This is a genomic window from Rouxiella sp. Mn2063, assembly GCF_049319665.1.
Lineage (GTDB): Bacteria > Pseudomonadota > Gammaproteobacteria > Enterobacterales > Enterobacteriaceae > JBMOUD01.
Genome location: NZ_JBMOUD010000006.1, coordinates 271,253 through 288,038 on the forward strand (window position 1 = coordinate 271,253; position 16,786 = coordinate 288,038).

Below are 16,786 nucleotides of genomic sequence, written 5' to 3' on the forward strand. Positions count from 1 at the left end.
TTTGCGAATCTGCTCAAATCTGCTCAAAACTACCCAGTGACGAACAGGCACCACAGCGGCCACAGCCAGCTTTGATCGCTTCGCGGCTCAGTCCTCCCTGTCGTAACATGCTGGCCAAAGGTCGCAAAATCGACTCCATAAAGTCGGCGTTTGGTGCAGGATGGTTTTCCAGTGGCGTACCGCTGATCGGGACGAAAGGCACAACAAAGGGATAAACGCCCAATTGAACCAACTGCTCGGAGATCTCAAGGATCGATTCCGGCGTATCGCCTAATCCGGCCAAAATGTAGGTGCTGACCTGCCCACGACCAAATACCGCCACCGCCTGCTCAAAAGCTTCCATGTATTGCGTAATCGAGACCTGAGCTTTGCCCGGCATAATCCGCGCACGAACCTCCGGCGTTACCGCTTCCAGATGCATTCCCAGGCTAACAATACCGGCGTCTCGCATACGCCGAAACCAAATAGGATCGCCTGGCGGTTCACACTGGCCTTGCAATGGGATATCAACCGCGGCTTTGATTGCCAGCGCGCTTTCGACCAATATCCGCGCCCCACGGTCTCTGCCTGAAGGCGTGCCAGTTGTCATCACCATATGTTTGACGCCATCGAGCTCAACCGCCGCCTTGGCGACTTGCGCTAATTGCTGAGGCGTTTTATGCGCAATGGTTTTTCCTGCCGCCAGCGACTGGCCTATCGCACAAAACTGGCAGGCCTTTTTACGATTCTCATAACGGATACAGGTTTGTAGTACCGTCGTTGCCAACACATCGGTGCCATGCAGGGTCGCAATATGGGAATAAGGCACGCCTTCGTCGGTCGTTAGCTCATAAAAACGTGGCTTGTGCGCAAAGGTAATCTCCCGCACCGCAATAGCGTCTTTCAGCAATGCCGTTTTCCCTTGGTTGTCATGCTTCACCTGCCAGGGGGAAAGACGGGCATTGTGGGTATAAATCGGCACCATCACCGTCGTCCCGCCGATGGTCATCGCCTGATGATCTGAAGGACCTGCGCCACCGTGGCGACTGACATGCTGTTCTGACGGATTGATGATGTTGACGCCCTGCGTCAATAACTCAGTAATCAGTCGCTGATTGGAAAGGCTGGCTGCACTCATCATTGACTCCCTTGTTTGCGGTATCGGGGTGAGCATTACGGCGGCGATCATCGTTGAAAACATACTCGGCAGGACGCGCATCCATCCGCAGACTTAGCAGCTCAGGGCGCGCATAGTGCCCGACTGAATCCATCATGCGTTTACGCTTGGTAATCAGCGCCAAATCCAAGTCAGCAATCAAAATGCCTTCCCCTTCTGTCAGGGGGGGAACCAGATGCCGTCCTTCCGGCGAGATAATGGCGGTATTGCATCCGCCTCTCAGGCCTTTTTGTAACTGAGGATCGCTCGTGAGTTCTTCAATCTGAGCATCGGTCAGCCAGCCGGTGGCATTGATGACAAAACACCCTGACTCCAACGCGTGATGGCGGATTGTCACATCCATTTGTTCGGCAAAAATCGGCCCCACTAATGATCCAGGAAACTGGCTACAGTGGATCTGTTCGTGTTGTGTCATCAGGGCATAACGCGCTAAGGGGTTATAGTGTTCCCAGCAAGCCAGAGCACCAACGCGCCCGACGGCGGTATCAACCACCTCTAAACCCGATGCATCGCCCTGTCCCCAGATCATCCGTTCATGATAAGTCGGCGTAATTTTGCGACGTTTGAGCACTTGCTTGCCGGTGGCATCAAAGATCAGCTGCGTGTTATATAACGTGCCGTGATCGCGTTCATTAACCCCGAGGACGACAACGATTTCCCGCAGCCGGGCTCGTTCGGCGACCGCATGTGTGATTGGCCCTGGGATCTGCACCGCTTGCTCATACAGACGCAGATGCGCGGCACCGGCTAGCATCGCTGGGGTAATAAATGAAAAATAAGGGTAATAAGGGACAAAAGTTTCTGGAAATACGACAATTTCCGCGCCTTTTGCTGCTGCCTGATCAATGGCGTCCAGAACCCGGGCCAACGTTTTGCTGGCCTCATGGAGATCTGGCGCGATTTGAACGGCCGCCGCACGTATCGTACGAGACTGAGTCATTTCGCGCCTCCGGTTACATTGTCCAGGTGTCAATAATCAGCGCGTTATCACGGCTGTGCAGCAACTTAAGATCCAGCACATCTAAAGGACTGATCGGACGGATCCCTTCGATCAGTGAAGGTTCGCCATGTCCGTACAGCGCCTGTAGCGCGAAACGACAAGCGTAAACCTTGCCGCCTTCCGCCATAAACTTGGTCAGTTGGTTGTTGTAGTTCTGGTGACCAGGAAATGCTTCTGCACCAAGCGTTGGGAAACCACGTTGGATACCCAATGTCACGCCTGGACCATAAAGCAAAATCGACGTTTCAAAGCCTTTACGTTGCAAACGCGTCGCCTGTAGCATGTTGACAAAGCCAATCGATCCTTCAAATGCCACGGTGTGGAAGGTCACTAGCGCTTTCTGACCCGGTTCGGCTTTTACATCCTCAAAAACCTTTTCTTCGTAATCGACAAAAAAATCCCCGGTTTTATGAGCAGGTAAATTGACTGTTGGCATGCTGTACTCCCCATTATCTCTGTTGTTATTAAGAGGCGTTTTCGCCTCCCGTCTTAGTGCATCACCGAGCAAGGTGATGGCGTTACACAGAGAGTTGAGCAAGGGCTGTGCCAATCAAAAAATGACCGATGCAATCATTGTCATATCATTGGCTAAGCCACCCGGCAAAAAAATTATTTAAAGCGCTAATTGAGCCATTGATTGGCATATCAATCAGTAAGCAGCACCTGGAACCGCACCAAATAGAGGCTTATTTGCACTACGAATGCACACAATAAAAATCAATATGCAATCAATGATGCAATCAATGATGCAATCAATATGTATTTTGATTGCATCGATTCAATACCTCGCTTTATATTGTTGATAATTTCGCCACCCATTAATTTAAGAAAAACAAGGTAAAACAATGAGTAATGGAATTTATGAACGTTGGGCTCAACGTTTGCACCAGCAATCGCAACGTCCCGCTTATTTATTGATTGCCGATTTGATTGCCGATGGCGTAAATAGCGGTGAATTACAAACGCGGGAACGCCTGCCCCCATTACGTGATTTAGCCATTACCCTGAGATTGAATTACACCACCGTCACTCGCGGTTATGCGGAAGCTAAAAAGCGCGGCTTGATTGATTCACGCCCAGGAATGGGGAGCTTTATTCGAGGCAAAGTTCCTCTTGTTCCGCTCAGCGGTGGCAGCAGCTACGAGATGACGATGAATTCACCGATTGAACCAGAATCGATGGATATTGCAGAGGCGATTCGTCAAGGTGCGCTAAACCTGTTCGCACAGAAGGATATTTTCACCCTATTGCGCTACCAAGATTTTGGCGGTGTGAATGCTGACAAAGAAGCCGCGATTCACTGGCTACGCAAGCGATTGCCGGTACTTTCGGCAGATGAAGTATTGGTATGCCCTGGGATTCATAGTGCGCTGGTGGGATTATTAACGTTGTTGGGTCGTAAAGGCGGCGGTATTGCCGTCAGTAATTTAATCTATCCGGGGCTGAAAGCGATTGCCGGACAGCTCAATGTCCCTTTGCACGCGCTGGAATGTGATGACGATGGCCCTTTGCCGCGCGCCTTTGAAAACCAGTGTCAGCAAGGGAATATCTGTGCATTGTACGTCAATCCGACAATACAAAATCCGTCAACGCTGACCATACCTCGTCGCCGCAGAGAGTATTTAGCGGAGATTGCATTGCGTTACAGCGTGCCCATTATTGAAGATGACGCCTACGCCATGTTGCCTGAACATAACTTGCCAACTTTTGCCGAGTTAGCGCCTGAATTAACCTGGTATCTAACGGGAATGTCCAAATGCTTTGGCGCCGGTCTTCGGATAGCTTATGTCAAAGGCCCCGGTAAGCGTTCAACGCAGTTATTAGCGGGAGCATTGCGTGCGCTAACCGTGATGTCGAGCCCAATCACTAACGCCCTCGCGACACAGTGGATCATGGATGGCACAGCTGAACGTGTATTAGTTGCTATCAGGCAAGAAGCGCGGGAAAGGCAACAAATGGCGGCACGTTTCCTGCATAAATTCAGCGTGAAAGCCGACCAAGAGGGATTCCATCTATGGCTACATTTGCCACGCCACTATCAATGGAATCCTTCTGATGTTGCGGTGAAATTACGTGAACAAGGTGTCAGTGCGGTATCTAGTGCGGCGTTTAGTACTGATAATAACCCGCCGGATGCCCTGCGCCTTTGTTTGGGAGGCGCCAACACACGACAAATACTTGAAGAACATCTGAGCATTATTGCCGATATGTTTGAATACCCAGAGCATTTCAGCACAGTAGCCTTGTAATATCGCGGCTGCCGACGAATCAACTATGCTCAATCCGTCACCGAGCTTAAGGACGGTTCATGGCATAAGCGTGTGCAAGCCATGATTAAGCGATAGCAAAGTTATTATTTTCTCACCCTATTGGAGCGAACACAGACGTGCAGATTGAACCCTTACCACCTTTAAATACCTTGGTGGCCTTTGAATGTGTTGCACGTTATTGCAGTTTTTCACGCGCGGCGGATGAGTTAAACCTGACACAAAGCGCCATCAGTCGGCAAATCTTGCAGTTAGAAGAGATGCTGGGCTGCAAGCTGTTTCAGAGAAGCCAGCGCAAAGTCTCCCTGACGCCTCGCGGCGAAATTTATGCCGAACAGGTGCGAAAACTGCTGGGTGATATTTCCCAATCTACTGCAGAAGTGATGGGCTGGAGCGGCTTACCGCAGGTCACCTTGGCTTGTACCAGTGCGATGGGGAGTCTTTGGCTCTCATCGAGGCTTTCTGCATTGCGCGAGTTGATGCCCGATTTACAAATCCGCATGAAAATCTCTGACAGTTTCTCCGAGATGAAATCTTCAGAATTTGATCTGGCCATTTTTTATCTGCGAGCGCCGCCGGCTGGCTATCACGCCGTGCCGTTGTTCGATGAAGTGTGCTACCCGATGTGCTCCCCAGAGTTCTTACGCCAACTGCCCGCGACCCCAGACGCCGCCGAACTGCTCAATCACACGCTATTGATTCAAGACGATCCGCAGCGTGAATGGACCGGCTGGCGCGATTGGTTTGCCTCGCAAGATATACCGAATTTTGCGCCCCGTAAGACATGGCGAGCCAATAACTATCCATTTCTGGTGCAAGCCGCCGTGCTCGGCGACGGAATTTTACTCGGCTGGGAGGGATTAGTGCAGGATTTTGTCGATAACGGGCAATTGGTACCAGCGCATCAGGGGAAGCTGGCCGCTGACAGCAAATGCTATATTTTGACGCCGCAGGATAGGTATTTGAGGCCCGTTATTCGACGGGTGATCGAATGGCTTTTACAAAGCCAGCAAATTTGAATCTTTCAATCTTTAAGGGCAAGGTCAAAGCCGTGCGCTGCCGCCACACCGGCCCAGAAGGCGCGTAAGCGCGCGCCCTCTGGACTCCCGCGCTTTTTTTACTGCGTGCTATCGCTGGTAAGAATGGACGTGTTTCAGTAACCACGGTGATCGCCGCGAAATGCCGCCGCTTAGGCGGTTCCCTAATTTCAGGATTACTCGGCCTCTGGCCTCGCCCTTCGGGTCGTTGCTACGCAACGCTGTCTCGCTTCGCTCGGCTCGAGCCTCAGGTCTCGAACCATTCATTCGGCGTCATTTCTGAGTGCGGCCTACTGGCATTTACACCGAACCGTTTCATTCCATTCGCAAAACAAATCTTAATTTCACTGAAAAGGAACGGTTGAGAAGCCTCAAAACCGCGCTCAAAAATGGCGCTGAGCAAATGGTTCGAGACCTGAGGCTCGAGCCTGTAGCGAAGGCACCGCCTAAGCGGCGACATTTTGCGGTGAGAACAGAAGTGCCTGAAACACGGCCATCTCAACCTGCGAAGTCTCGATCTTACAGCAGGAAAAACGCAGGGTTCCAAGGGAGGCGCGTTTACGCCTCCCTTGGTCGGTGTGGGCCGACGCCCACGGTTTTGACCTTGACCTCAAAAGCTTTGAAATTTAATTTAAAAACAAAAATTGCAATAAAAAACCCAATTTTTATCTGTGATTTAAATCTCAATTTCCGGAATTTTATTCTTCTCTAAATAACGGCGTTTCCTCGCCGCCCTCATCCCAATTAAAGTAAATAACAACCAGCATGACTGGGAAATACAAGACGCCAAATTAAAATCATGGCTCAAAGAGTAGAGACCAAAGACACCGCCAATAATATTAAGCCAGGCGTAAATATCAGCATCTACCGCTAGCTTACGCATTTGCACCAGAGCATAAGCCAGCAGATAGCAGAAGACGCCAATTAAGCCAATCACGGTATGAAAGTCCAACGGTTATTTCCCTTCGCTGAATTCAGATACAGGAAAAATAAAGCGTTTCGGGCTGTTCTGCCGCGCATTTTTTGCATACTCTCATGATAAATTCTCATGCAAATGCATCAGAATGTTTTGATATAAATCAGTAAGCAATAAATATAAATTATTCCTTTTTTCACCTGCACCTATCTTCTGTGCCCTTCGCGTTGAATCAAGGCAGCCGGCGAACAAACCCCGATAAGCTTACCTCAGTAAGTGTTTCAGGCGGATGAACGTGGTCAATGCAGAGACATCTCGTAAGGCGATGGAGATAACAGGTTTTCGCCACCCCGGAGATAATTAGATGAAAGATAAAAATTCCGCTTTGACGCAATTAATGCAGGATGCAAAACTTAGCCGCCGTGGTTTTATTACCAGTGCTGCTGCTGTGGGTATTACCACCGCATATGGTCTTTCCCCTCTGTCTGCATTTGCCGCTGAACCGAAAAAAGGTGGCACATTAAAACTGGGAATGTCAGGGGGTAACACCAGTGATTCTTTAGATCCTACATTATTCAGCGACTGGGTTCCTTTAAATCAGGCATATATGCTGATGAACGGTCTGGTTGAAATTGATGAAAATAATAAAGCTATTCCTGAACTCTTTGCCAGTTGGGAAGCAAAACCAGGCGCGGCTGAATGGATATTTACTTTACAAGATGGCGTAACATTCCATAACGGCAAAAAACTCGATGTTGATGACATTATTTATTCCATCAATTTACATCGCGGTGACAAAACCAAAAGCGCCATTAAAACCCAATTATCGCCAATCACCGCATTGACCAAACAAGGCGATAACCAAATCGCTATCACTCTGGAAAGCGGTAATGCCGACCTGCCGTACCTGCTTGCTGACTACCATTTGCTGGTCGTGCCAAACGGTTTCACCGACTGGTCGCACCCAATCGGCACCGGTGGTTTTGTATTTGATCAATACGAACCCGGCGTTCGCTCGCTATTCAAACGTAATCCTAATTACTGGAAAAAAGACCGGGCCTTCGTCGATGCCGTAGAGGTCATCGTTATCAATGATCCTACCGCGCGTACCAACGCCTTGATCTCTGGACAGGTTCACGCCATTAACCGCGTCGATTTCAAAACTGTCGATTTCCTCAAACGCAGCCCAGCGCTGAATATTGTGCGCTCTTCCGGTGGTCAGCACTTCACCTTCTTAATGGATTGTAGCGTCGCACCGTTTAACAATAACGATGTGCGTATGGCAATTAAACACGGTATTGACCGGCAGAAAATCCTCGACACGGTGCTTCGCGGCTATGGTTCTCTCGGCAACGATCATCCGATCCCGAAAACAGACCGTTTCTTCAATCACAGCCTTGAACAGCGCGTTTACGATCCAGACAAATCTGCGTTTTATCTGAAAAAAGCCGGTTTAACCGACCTCAAACTGGAGCTTTCTTCCTCTGACGCCGCCTTTGCCGGTGCGCTGGATGCCGCCGCGTTATTCCAAGGGGAAGCGCAAAAAAGTGGTATTCAAGTCAGTATCAAACGCCAGCCAGCCGATAGCTACTGGGATGATGTGTGGATGAAAGCGCCCTTTAGCATGGGATACTGGGGCGGTCGCCCGACGGCGGATCAAATGTTCTCCACCGCTTATCAATCCACCGCAAAGTGGAACGATACCCACTGGAAAGATGAGAAGTTCGACGCCCTATTGTTGCAAGCTCGCTCTCTGCTCGATGACGGTAAGCGTGCCGAAATTTATGGAGAATTACAAAGCATTGTGCGCGACAACGGCGGCGCGATGATCCCACTGTTCGGCGACTATTTGGATGCCGCTAACAAAAAAGTCGGCGGAATTAAACCGCATCCGATGTTCAACTTCATGGGTGGTCGTCTGGCTGAACGCGTCTGGCTGGAGGCATGATGAAGAAGAAAATTTTACAACGCGTGCTGCTTGGCGTAGGCACGCTTTGGCTGGTTTCACTGCTGATCTTTGTTGGAACTGAAATGCTACCTGGCGATGTGGCCACCGCCATTCTTGGCCAGAGCGCAACGCCGGAAACGGTGGCAGCACTTCGCTTACAGCTGGGACTCGATGAACCCGCCGTACTGCGTTATCTGCATTGGTTGGTCGGGATACTGCACGGCGATTTAGGTAACTCATTGGCCAACGGCAGGCCAATCGGCAACGAGTTGCTGCCGCGCTTGGGCAATACGCTATTTTTGGCCGGTTACGCGGCCATTATCGCCATTCCGCTGGCCGTCGGTCTGGGGATTGCGTCCGCCATTTGGCGCGGCTCCATCTTCGACCGGCTGGCGAATACCCTGACACTCATCAGCATTTCGGTGCCAGAGTTCTTTGTCGGCTATGTATTGGTGATCGCGTTCGCCATTCGCCTGACGTGGTTCCCAAGTCTGGCGATGGTTGACCCCAGCTCTTCTTTCTTCGACAGGCTTTACGTTTGCACCCTGCCGATGTTGACGCTGACGTTGGTGGTGTTGGCACATATGTTGCGCATGACTCGCGCCTCGGTGACAGCAGTCATGTCCAGTCCGTACATCGAAAGCGCGGTGTTAAAAGGCGTGTCACGCTGGCGGATTGTGGTCTCTCACGCCCTGCCTAACGCGCTGGCGCCGATCATTAACGTCGTCGCGTTTAACCTTGCCTATTTGGTGGTTGGGGTGATCCTGGTAGAAGTAGTCTTTGTCTATCCGGGCATCGGCCAGTATATGGTTGACGCCGTTACCAAGCGTGATTTACCGGTCGTTCAGGCCTGCGGATTGCTGTTTGGCGGCACCTATATCTTCCTCAATACCACCGCTGATTTGCTGGCGATTTGGTGTAACCCACGTTTACGCCACTCGCGCTAAGGCAGGAGCAACATGAATCGTTCGTTTAAACCTTCATTTATCAGCAATATCCCGCTTTCAGCATGGATAGGTATCGTGATTATTGCGGTGAATCTGCTGGCGGCTATTTTTGCCCCGTGGCTTGCGCCGCATAGCGAAACTGAACAAGTTGGCGATATCTGGCTGCTGCCGTCGGCGGCAACGCCATTTGGCACGGATAGTCTGGGACGCGATATGCTGTCTCGTATCCTATTTGGCGCCAGAACCACTATTGCTATCGCGCTGACCATTACCATTGCGTCATTCATCATCGGCATTATCAGCGGCTTTGCGGCGGCGATTTATGGCAAATGGGTCGATGTGGTGCTGTCGCGCATTGTTGATACCGTCATGTCGATCCCGGTGCTGATTTTTGCCCTGATGGTGCTCTCAGTGATGGGCACATCCATTCCGGTTCTGGTTCTGACTATCGCCCTGCTCGACGCCACCCGTGTTTTCAGGCTCGCACGTTTAGTGGCACAAGCTATTGTTTGTCAAGAGTATGTAGAAGCCGCTCGTCTACGCGGTGAAGGCCTGCGCTGGGTGCTGACGAAAGAAATTCTGCCTAACGCTATGCCGCCGCTGCTGGCCGAGTTCGGTATGCGTTTTTGCTTCACCTTCCTGTTTATCGCCGGATTAAGCTTCCTCGGCTTGGGTATCCAACCCCCTTACGCCGACTGGGGCAGTATGGTGCGTGACAACGCGCAGGCGATTAACTTCGGTCAGTTTGCGCCACTCTACCCGGCGGCAGCCATTGCGCTGCTGACCATTGGCGTCAATTTGGTGGTTGACTGGCTGTTGGCCCGTAACAGCCTGCCGCATGGAGAAGAAGCATGACTGATAGCAAGCAAAACCCGATCCTCGAAATGCGCGGGCTGCGCATCGAAACGCTCGACGGCTCGCCGCTGGTGCAGGATATTTCGTTGACGCTGGCAAAAGGTGAAATCCTCGGGCTGATTGGTGAGTCTGGCGCGGGGAAATCCACCATTGGCTTAGCCGCCTTGGGCTATGCACGCCAGGGCTGTCGTATCAGCGGCGGTGAAGTGATTGTTGATGGCACCGATATCGTCTCCCAACCGGCAAAAATAAAACGCCAATGGCGTGGACGCCGGGTAGCCTATGTGGCACAAAGCGCCGCGGCGGCCTTTAACCCTGCGTTAACCATTGAAAAACAGGTGTGCGAAGGCCCCATTCGCCACGGTTTAATGAGCCAGGAAGAGAGCCGAAAATGGGCGGTTACCCTGTTCCGGGCGCTGGATTTGCCGGACCCGGAAAACATCGGTAAACGTTATCCCCATCAGCTTTCCGGCGGGCAGTTGCAACGTGCTATGGCGGCGATGGCCATGTCCTGCAAACCTGATTTGCTGGTAATGGATGAACCGACAACCGCGCTGGATGTTACCACCCAGATTGAAGTGCTGGTGATGCTGCGCAAGCTGGTGCGAGAGTTCAACACCGCCGCCCTGTACATCACTCATGACTTAGCCGTGGTCGCACAGTTGGCGGATCGCATCATGGTACTGCGCCACGGTAAAGAAGTGGAAACCGGTACTACCGAGCATATCCTCAATACGCCAAAAGAGGAGTATACCCGCCGTTTAGTGGCCGAACGGGAGCATGTAACTGAAGCGGTGACCACCGCGCAGCCAGAAGAATCGGCGGCGTTGCTGAGTGTTAAACAATTGAGTACCGGCTATAACGGCAAAAAAGTGGTCAATGACGTCAACTTGCAGCTGGCACGCGGTAAAACGCTGGCGGTGATCGGTGAGTCAGGCAGCGGAAAAAGTACTCTCGCCCGTGCGCTAGTTGGCTTGCTGCCAGATACGCAAGGTCGCGTCGAGTTCGACGGCATAACGCTTTCTCCGCTTTACCAACAGCGACAGAAAGAGACGCTACGCCGCATTCAGATGATTTATCAGTTACCGGACGTAGCACTCAACCCACGCCAAACCATTCTTGAACTGATTGGCCGTCCGGTGGCGTTCTACTTTGGGCTAAATAAACGCGAAGTACGTACTCGGGTAGAAGAGTTGCTCAAGCTGACCGAACTGCCGCTCAAGCTGATTGATCGATATCCGGGCGAGTTGTCCGGCGGGCAGAAGCAACGTGTCTGTATTGCCCGTGCGCTGGCAGCTCAGCCAGAGCTTATTATTTGCGATGAAGCGACCTCGGCGCTCGACCCGTTGGTGGCCGAAGAAGTGCTCAATCTGCTGCGCCGCCTGCAAGAGCAGCTTGGATTGTCTTACTTGTTTATTACCCATGATCTCGGCACGGTGAAGCGCATCGCCCATCAGGTAGCGGTGATGTACCAAGGCAACATTGTTGCCAGTGGTGATACCCGCGTGGTGTTCAGTCCGCCGATGCATCCTTACACTGAAAAACTGCTGACCTCGGTACCAGAAATGCGCACAGACTGGCTGGACGACGTGCTGACGCTGCGTTCCTCCTCTTCTTCCGACAAGACATCTTCGACAGGCACGCTATGACCACAAAACGTATTATTACCGAGTTCCCACATGCAGTGACGACCATTGAACATCTGTGGATCACACTGAGTGACGGCACCCGCCTGGCCGCACGTTTATGGCTGCCGGATAGCGCGGCAGACACGCCGGTTCCGGCCATTTTGGAATACATTCCATATCGTAAACGCGATGGAACCCGCACCCGCGATGAACCGATGCACGGTTATTTCGCCGGTAATGGCTATGCGGTAGTCCGTGTAGATATGCGCGGTAGCGGCGAATCTGATGGCCTGTTGCAAGACGAATACCTGCTGCAAGAACAAAATGACGCGCTGGAAGTGATTGAGTGGATCACTCAACAAGCGTGGTGCAGCGGCAATGTCGGCATGATGGGTAAATCCTGGGGGGGGTTCAACGGCTTGCAGGTGGCGGCTCGTCGCCCTGCGGCGCTGAAAGCGGTGATCACCGTTTGCTCTACCGACGACCGCTATGCCGATGATATTCATTACAAAGGCGGCTGCCTGCTCAATGATAACCTATGGTGGGGCGGTATCATGCTGGCCTATCAAAGTCGCCCTTCTGACCCGGCTCTGGTCGGCGAAGGTTGGTACAACGAGTGGCTGAATCGTCTGGAGAACATGCCGTTCTTCCCGGCGCTATGGATGGAACACCCGCTGCGCGACAGCTATTGGCAGCACGGTTCCGTGTGCGAAGACTGGTCGGCCATTCAATGCCCGGTGTTAACCATTGGCGGCTGGGCAGATGCTTATAGCAACGCGGTATTCCGTCTGATGGACAACCTGCAAGTACCTCGTCGCGCGATTATTGGCCCGTGGGCGCATATTTATCCGCAAGATGGTACGCCAGAACCGGCAATTGGTTTCTTACAAGAAGCGGTGCAATGGTGGGATCACTGGCTGAAAGGTGAACAAAATGGCGCGATGGATGGCCCAATGGTGCAAGCCTGGCTACAAGACAGTCAACCTCCATCGGCGCAACGTCCGGTCAGTAAAGGCCAGTGGGTAGGCTTTGATAAAGGCACTGCTAGCAACGTGGCTGATGAATCTCGCTGGCTGACCCGCGGACAGTTGAATGCTTCCCCCAGCGCTGACGCTGGCGTGATTTCCATCTGCTCACCGCAAAACCATGGTCTGATGGCCGGCGAATGGATGGGGGCTGGTGTTCTGGGCGAAACGCCGCCGGATCAGCGCGTGGATGACGGTAATGCGGAGATCTTTGACGGTCAGCCGCTATCCGAACCGCTGTCTATTTTCGGCTTCCCGCAGTTCTCTGTGGAACTGAGCAGCGATAAACCTGCCGCCATGCTCTATGTACGACTGTCTGACGTATCGCCAGAAGGTGCGGTGAATCGTGTGACTCACGGTTGGCTAAATCTGAGTCACTTGCAAGGGCATGATAAATCTGTGCCGTTGGTGCCGGGGCAGAAAATCCGGGTATCGATACAGTTAGACGGCATCGCGCATCGCTTTGAAGCCGGGCACCGTCTTCGCGTATCGCTGGCCACCACCTACTGGCCGATGATCTGGCCGATGCCGGAGGCCGCAACCCTGACACTGGACCTCCACAGCGCGCAGCTTTCTCTGCCCGTGTGCCATCAGCCGTTAGTCATTGACGGCCCGATTAAAGAGCCACAAAGCGCCGCGTTGACACCACAAACCGTGCTGACACCCGGCCGCGTTGACCGCTCAATCAGTTACGATTTCCTGACCGATGAATGGACCAGCGTGACCAACGGTGAAGGCGGCGTGTTTGGCGAAGGGGTTTATCGTTTTGACGATATTGATACGACGGTAGATCACAACCTGCGCCGCGAGCTGGTCGTCGGTAATGCCGACCCGCTTTCTGCTCGCTATCTGTTGACGCAAACCATGAGAATCGGTCGTGAAGGCTGGCAAATTGAAGCAGTGATCACCTTAGAAATGCGCAGTGATCTGACCCACTTCATTGTCAGCGGCGATATGGTAGTCAGCCTCAATGGCGAGGAAGAGTTCACCAAGTACTGGCATGAACGGATTGCTCGTTAAATAGGTATTATTCAACATGAAGCCCCGCCGATCCTATGCCCAGGCTCGGCGGGTTTGTTAAAGGCTAAAACCTTCAGCCAATATCCGCGCCAATAATCTCCAGACAAAAATCGATAAACACCCGCACTTTAGCCGGGGTAAAGCGCCTTGAGGGATAAAAAGCATATAACGGGTAAATCTCTCCCGGCCAGTCGGGGAATAAATCGATTAATTCACCGCTGGCTAATTGCTGTTCATTGCCTAGCTCAAACATTTGCGCAATGCCTACGCCAGACAGGCAGCTGATGTGCAAAACACCCGCATCGTTGATCAGCAATCCTCCGTCAGTTTGTACTTTCAGTACTTGCTGGCCTTTTGCTCCCTGCCCTTGGTCATTACGTCCGCGATGAAATTCCCAGTCAAAGGCACGCGCCGTTTGCGGATCGCGAAACTGAATACAGTTGTGCTGACTAAGCGCTTCCGGCGTGGCGGGCCTGCCGTGTTGGCGTAGATAATCAGGGGATGCGACGGTGACTACCCGGGTTTCTAATAAACGGCGTGCGACCAATGAGGAAGGCTGAGGAATACCAAAGCGTACGGCGATATCCATGCCATCGCTGACTAAATCGCCCCACTGCTCACGGGTGATCAACTCTAGCTTGATTTGAGGATAACGGGCGAAAAACTCTGGCAAACGTGGCGCCAGGATCAAGCGCGAAAAATAGCTGTCGATATTAACCCGCAAACGCCCGCGAACCTGATGCGGAGAATCAGACAGCGCATCGGCAGCATCCTCCATTGACGTCAGCATCGGCATCACCTGCGCGTAAAATTGCTGCCCTTCCTCGGTCAATTTCACCGAGCGCGTGGTGCGCTGTAATAGCAACACGCCAAGACGGCTTTCTAAGCGCGATATCGCCCGACTCACGCCTGAGGGAGTGATCGATAGCGTTTCTGCCGCACGGGCAAAGTTACCGCTTTCCACTACCGCCACCAATACGCTAATTCCCGACAACATGCGTCCGTCAATTGCCATCTCGCCACCATTAATGATTAATCGTCACTTAAGATATGAGTCAATGTCGTTTCAGTCAACGATACAAAATCATTACTCTGCTCGCACAGTGTTTATCAATGAGGAAATGACAATGTATGCAATCACAGGTATTACCGGAAAAGTTGGCGGCGCAACGGCAAAAACACTGTTGGCAGCTGGACATAAAGTTCGTGCCGTACTGCGCGATGAACAAAAAGCGCAAACATGGCGTGAACGCGGTTGCGACGTAGCTTTGGCTGAACTGCACGATGTTTCGGCGTTAACGACAGCCTTTACCGGGGTCGATGGCGTATTTATTTTAATGCCGTCGAATTTCGACCCAACGCCGGGTTTTCCTGAAACACACCAACTGATCGCTAATATCATTGCGGCCATTACCGCCGCCAATCCACCTAAAGTGGTCCTGCTATCGACCATTGGTGCGCAGGCTATCGAACCCAATTTGCTCAATCAACTCGGTGCTGCTGAGCAGGCGTTTGCCACGCTCTCCATGCCAGTCACCGCATTACGTGCCGCATGGTTTATGGAAAACGCCGTGTGGGATGTTGCGGCGGCGCGAGATGAGTCGGTTTATCGCAGTTTCTTGCAACCGCTCAGCCAAACGTTCCCAATGATTGCCACGCAAGATATCGGCAGCCTGGCGGCGTTTTTATTGACTGAAACATCAAACGGTCATCGCGTTGTCGAGTTGGAAGGCCCGCAGCGTTATACGCCGCGCGAAGTGGCAAATGCGTTTGCGCTGGCGCTACAACAAAACGTTGCCACGCAGGTGGTACCACGCGATAGCTGGCACGATCTATTTACCAGCCAAGGCATGAAAAATCCGCTGCCTCGTATGCAGATGCTTGATGGCTTTAATCAAGGCTGGATTGAGTTTGAGACGGATACGGTGATGTATGGCACAACCAGTTTAGAACAAGTGATTGCGCAATTGGTTGAGCAACAACGCTAGCAACATGGGGCTCAGTGTTGGCAAACATAGAATATAATTATGTCATAGCCAATCTGAGCCCAAATTAAACAAGGTTGTTCCAGTTCTCCAGGATACTGATGCTCAGGGAAGGATATTTAGCTTTATTGCAGATACGGACTTCCCTGTAACAATGTCGATGAAGAGTGATTAGAAATTCCAGGTAATGCCCGCGTTAACGCTGTTGTCCTGGTAATTCTGCGATAACAAACCACCGTAGCCCAGTGATAAGGCGGTGTTTTTGTTCACTGACGCTTCAACACTGGCCTTGATCACCGCGCCATCGCGGGAGGCAGAGACACTTTCTGTCACGAACGATGAGTTACCGCTGGCAAAACGTAATCCAGTGCCGCGATCCAGATAGCCATAGTTATGTTGCCAGCCCAGCTCTCCACGCAGCACCAGCGTGGTTTGCTTGCTTGCCTGCCATGACGTGTCGGCGCGTAATCCCAGTGTTGATAAGGTGGCTTCGGTATGCTGCTTATCGCCATGTAAGGCCGCTGCGCCGCCGTTCTCATCAAAACCATTGTTTTTAAGATTTACATACGCCAGGTTTGCAAATGGCTCCAATTGTACCGGGCCGGTTTGCAGGCCATAACCGGTTTCAACAAACACCTGCCCGGTTCCCGCACCATATTTGGCCTTCTCACGATCGAACTGCGAACCATAGTTAACTGAGCGCGTGGTATCAAAGCGATGCCAGGTGTAGCTGGTGCCAGTGCGCAATGCGAGGGCGCCCCACTGCTTGCTGCCATAAACACCAATATGGTAGTTATCGCTGTCGGCTTTGCTACTGCTGTCACCGCGTAATGAAGTGCGGGTATACCCGGTCGCCACACCCACTCTCAGATTATTGGCATAGGCATTATCCAGCCCTAACAGCACACCATAGGTCGAGGCATGATAACCCGTGGCATTGGTGTTACCCGAGGTATGATCCCAGGCACCCAGCAATTGCGCCCACGCGCCGCCGTCTTCATC

General features: G+C 52.1%; 14 protein-coding genes and 1 other RNA gene. 8 read left to right on the plus strand and 7 right to left on the minus strand.

All coding sequences use genetic code 11. The annotated features are described in order from the left end of the window. Window positions 1-13 precede the first annotated feature (13 nt). From ACL9RG_RS11905 to ACL9RG_RS11915, 3 genes are read right to left on the minus strand one after another with little or no spacing between them, the layout of a single operon-like run. Window positions 14-1,117: an MSMEG_0568 family radical SAM protein gene (locus ACL9RG_RS11905; protein WP_422792847.1), complete on the minus strand. Its 1,104-nt coding sequence runs from the start codon at window positions 1,115-1,117 to the stop codon at window positions 14-16. Further along, window positions 1,077-2,096, minus strand: a complete 1,020-nt coding sequence (locus tag ACL9RG_RS11910; protein ID WP_422792827.1) for a Nit6803 family nitrilase — start codon at window positions 2,094-2,096, stop codon at window positions 1,077-1,079. The genes ACL9RG_RS11905 and ACL9RG_RS11910 overlap by 41 nt, the downstream gene beginning before the upstream one ends. Before the next feature lie 13 nt (window positions 2,097-2,109). Then, a complete protein-coding gene (locus tag ACL9RG_RS11915; protein ID WP_422792828.1) occupies window positions 2,110-2,592 on the minus strand; it encodes an MSMEG_0572/Sll0783 family nitrogen starvation response protein in 483 nt (160 codons plus the stop codon). A gap of 409 nt (window positions 2,593-3,001) precedes the next feature. Here ACL9RG_RS11915 and ACL9RG_RS11920 point away from each other — a divergent pair, with 409 nt between their 5' ends. Further along, window positions 3,002-4,405 (plus strand): PLP-dependent aminotransferase family protein, encoded by a 1,404-nt coding sequence (locus tag ACL9RG_RS11920; protein WP_422792829.1) that lies wholly within the window; start codon window positions 3,002-3,004, stop codon window positions 4,403-4,405. Window positions 4,406-4,542: 137 nt separating this feature from the next. Continuing rightward, on the plus strand, window positions 4,543-5,442 hold the full coding sequence (locus ACL9RG_RS11925; RefSeq protein WP_422792830.1) for a LysR substrate-binding domain-containing protein: 900 nt from the start codon (window positions 4,543-4,545) through the stop codon (window positions 5,440-5,442). A gap of 191 nt (window positions 5,443-5,633) precedes the next feature. On the opposite strand, the gene ACL9RG_RS11930 is transcribed toward ACL9RG_RS11925, so the two are convergent. Both ACL9RG_RS11930 and ACL9RG_RS11935 read right to left on the minus strand, forming a co-directional pair. After that, window positions 5,634-5,729: non-coding RNA, RtT sRNA (locus tag ACL9RG_RS11930), on the minus strand. Between the two features lie 407 nt (window positions 5,730-6,136). Then, window positions 6,137-6,412 carry a CBU_0592 family membrane protein gene (locus tag ACL9RG_RS11935; protein ID WP_422792831.1) on the minus strand — a complete coding sequence of 92 codons (276 nt, stop codon included), beginning with the start codon at window positions 6,410-6,412 and terminating at the stop codon, window positions 6,137-6,139. 328 nt (window positions 6,413-6,740) lie between these two features. Between ACL9RG_RS11935 and ACL9RG_RS11940 the strand changes: the two genes are divergently transcribed. From ACL9RG_RS11940 to ACL9RG_RS11960, 5 genes are read left to right on the plus strand one after another with little or no spacing between them, the layout of a single operon-like run. Further along, a complete protein-coding gene (locus ACL9RG_RS11940) occupies window positions 6,741-8,324 on the plus strand; it encodes an ABC transporter substrate-binding protein (protein WP_422792832.1) in 1,584 nt (527 codons plus the stop codon). Further along, window positions 8,324-9,271 (plus strand): ABC transporter permease, encoded by a 948-nt coding sequence (locus tag ACL9RG_RS11945; protein ID WP_422792848.1) that lies wholly within the window; start codon window positions 8,324-8,326, stop codon window positions 9,269-9,271. Before ACL9RG_RS11940 ends, ACL9RG_RS11945 begins: the two co-directional genes overlap by 1 nt. A 12-nt stretch (window positions 9,272-9,283) precedes the next feature. Next, entirely contained in the window at window positions 9,284-10,126 is an 843-nt protein-coding gene (locus ACL9RG_RS11950) for an ABC transporter permease (RefSeq protein ID WP_422792833.1), read from the plus strand. Next, window positions 10,123-11,775, plus strand: coding sequence for an ABC transporter ATP-binding protein (locus ACL9RG_RS11955; RefSeq protein ID WP_422792834.1), 1,653 nt, complete (start codon window positions 10,123-10,125; stop codon window positions 11,773-11,775). The genes ACL9RG_RS11950 and ACL9RG_RS11955 overlap by 4 nt, the downstream gene beginning before the upstream one ends. Next, complete coding sequence (locus ACL9RG_RS11960) at window positions 11,772-13,799, plus strand: CocE/NonD family hydrolase (protein WP_422792835.1); 2,028 nt, start codon at window positions 11,772-11,774, stop codon at window positions 13,797-13,799. Before ACL9RG_RS11955 ends, ACL9RG_RS11960 begins: the two co-directional genes overlap by 4 nt. 73 nt (window positions 13,800-13,872) lie before the next feature. On the opposite strand, the gene ACL9RG_RS11965 is transcribed toward ACL9RG_RS11960, so the two are convergent. Beyond that, complete coding sequence (locus ACL9RG_RS11965; RefSeq protein WP_422792836.1) at window positions 13,873-14,814, minus strand: LysR family transcriptional regulator; 942 nt, start codon at window positions 14,812-14,814, stop codon at window positions 13,873-13,875. A gap of 112 nt (window positions 14,815-14,926) precedes the next feature. On the opposite strand from ACL9RG_RS11965, the gene ACL9RG_RS11970 reads away from it, so the two are divergent. Continuing rightward, window positions 14,927-15,787 (plus strand): NmrA family NAD(P)-binding protein, encoded by an 861-nt coding sequence (locus tag ACL9RG_RS11970; RefSeq protein ID WP_422792837.1) that lies wholly within the window; start codon window positions 14,927-14,929, stop codon window positions 15,785-15,787. Between the two features lie 168 nt (window positions 15,788-15,955). Here ACL9RG_RS11970 and ACL9RG_RS11975 read toward each other — a convergent pair. Continuing rightward, on the minus strand, window positions 15,956-16,786 hold an 831-nt coding region (locus ACL9RG_RS11975; protein WP_422792838.1), incomplete at its 5' end, for an autotransporter outer membrane beta-barrel domain-containing protein.

What these genes read in the sequence shown, in the direction of transcription:
- ACL9RG_RS11905 (WP_422792847.1), bottom strand. Translation starts at nt 1,117, where the DNA reads ATGAGTGCAGCCAGCCTTTCCAATCAGCGACTGATTACTGAGTTATTG.
- ACL9RG_RS11910 (WP_422792827.1), bottom strand. Translation starts at nt 2,096, where the DNA reads ATGACTCAGTCTCGTACGATACGTGCGGCGGCCGTTCAAATCGCGCCA.
- ACL9RG_RS11915 (WP_422792828.1), bottom strand. Translation starts at nt 2,592, where the DNA reads ATGCCAACAGTCAATTTACCTGCTCATAAAACCGGGGATTTTTTTGTC.
- ACL9RG_RS11920 (WP_422792829.1), top strand. Translation starts at nt 3,002, where the DNA reads ATGAGTAATGGAATTTATGAACGTTGGGCTCAACGTTTGCACCAGCAA.
- ACL9RG_RS11940 (WP_422792832.1), top strand. Translation starts at nt 6,741, where the DNA reads ATGAAAGATAAAAATTCCGCTTTGACGCAATTAATGCAGGATGCAAAA.
- ACL9RG_RS11945 (WP_422792848.1), top strand. Translation starts at nt 8,324, where the DNA reads ATGAAGAAGAAAATTTTACAACGCGTGCTGCTTGGCGTAGGCACGCTT.
- ACL9RG_RS11950 (WP_422792833.1), top strand. Translation starts at nt 9,284, where the DNA reads ATGAATCGTTCGTTTAAACCTTCATTTATCAGCAATATCCCGCTTTCA.
- ACL9RG_RS11955 (WP_422792834.1), top strand. Translation starts at nt 10,123, where the DNA reads ATGACTGATAGCAAGCAAAACCCGATCCTCGAAATGCGCGGGCTGCGC.
- ACL9RG_RS11960 (WP_422792835.1), top strand. Translation starts at nt 11,772, where the DNA reads ATGACCACAAAACGTATTATTACCGAGTTCCCACATGCAGTGACGACC.
- ACL9RG_RS11965 (WP_422792836.1), bottom strand. Translation starts at nt 14,814, where the DNA reads ATGGCAATTGACGGACGCATGTTGTCGGGAATTAGCGTATTGGTGGCG.
- ACL9RG_RS11970 (WP_422792837.1), top strand. Translation starts at nt 14,927, where the DNA reads ATGTATGCAATCACAGGTATTACCGGAAAAGTTGGCGGCGCAACGGCA.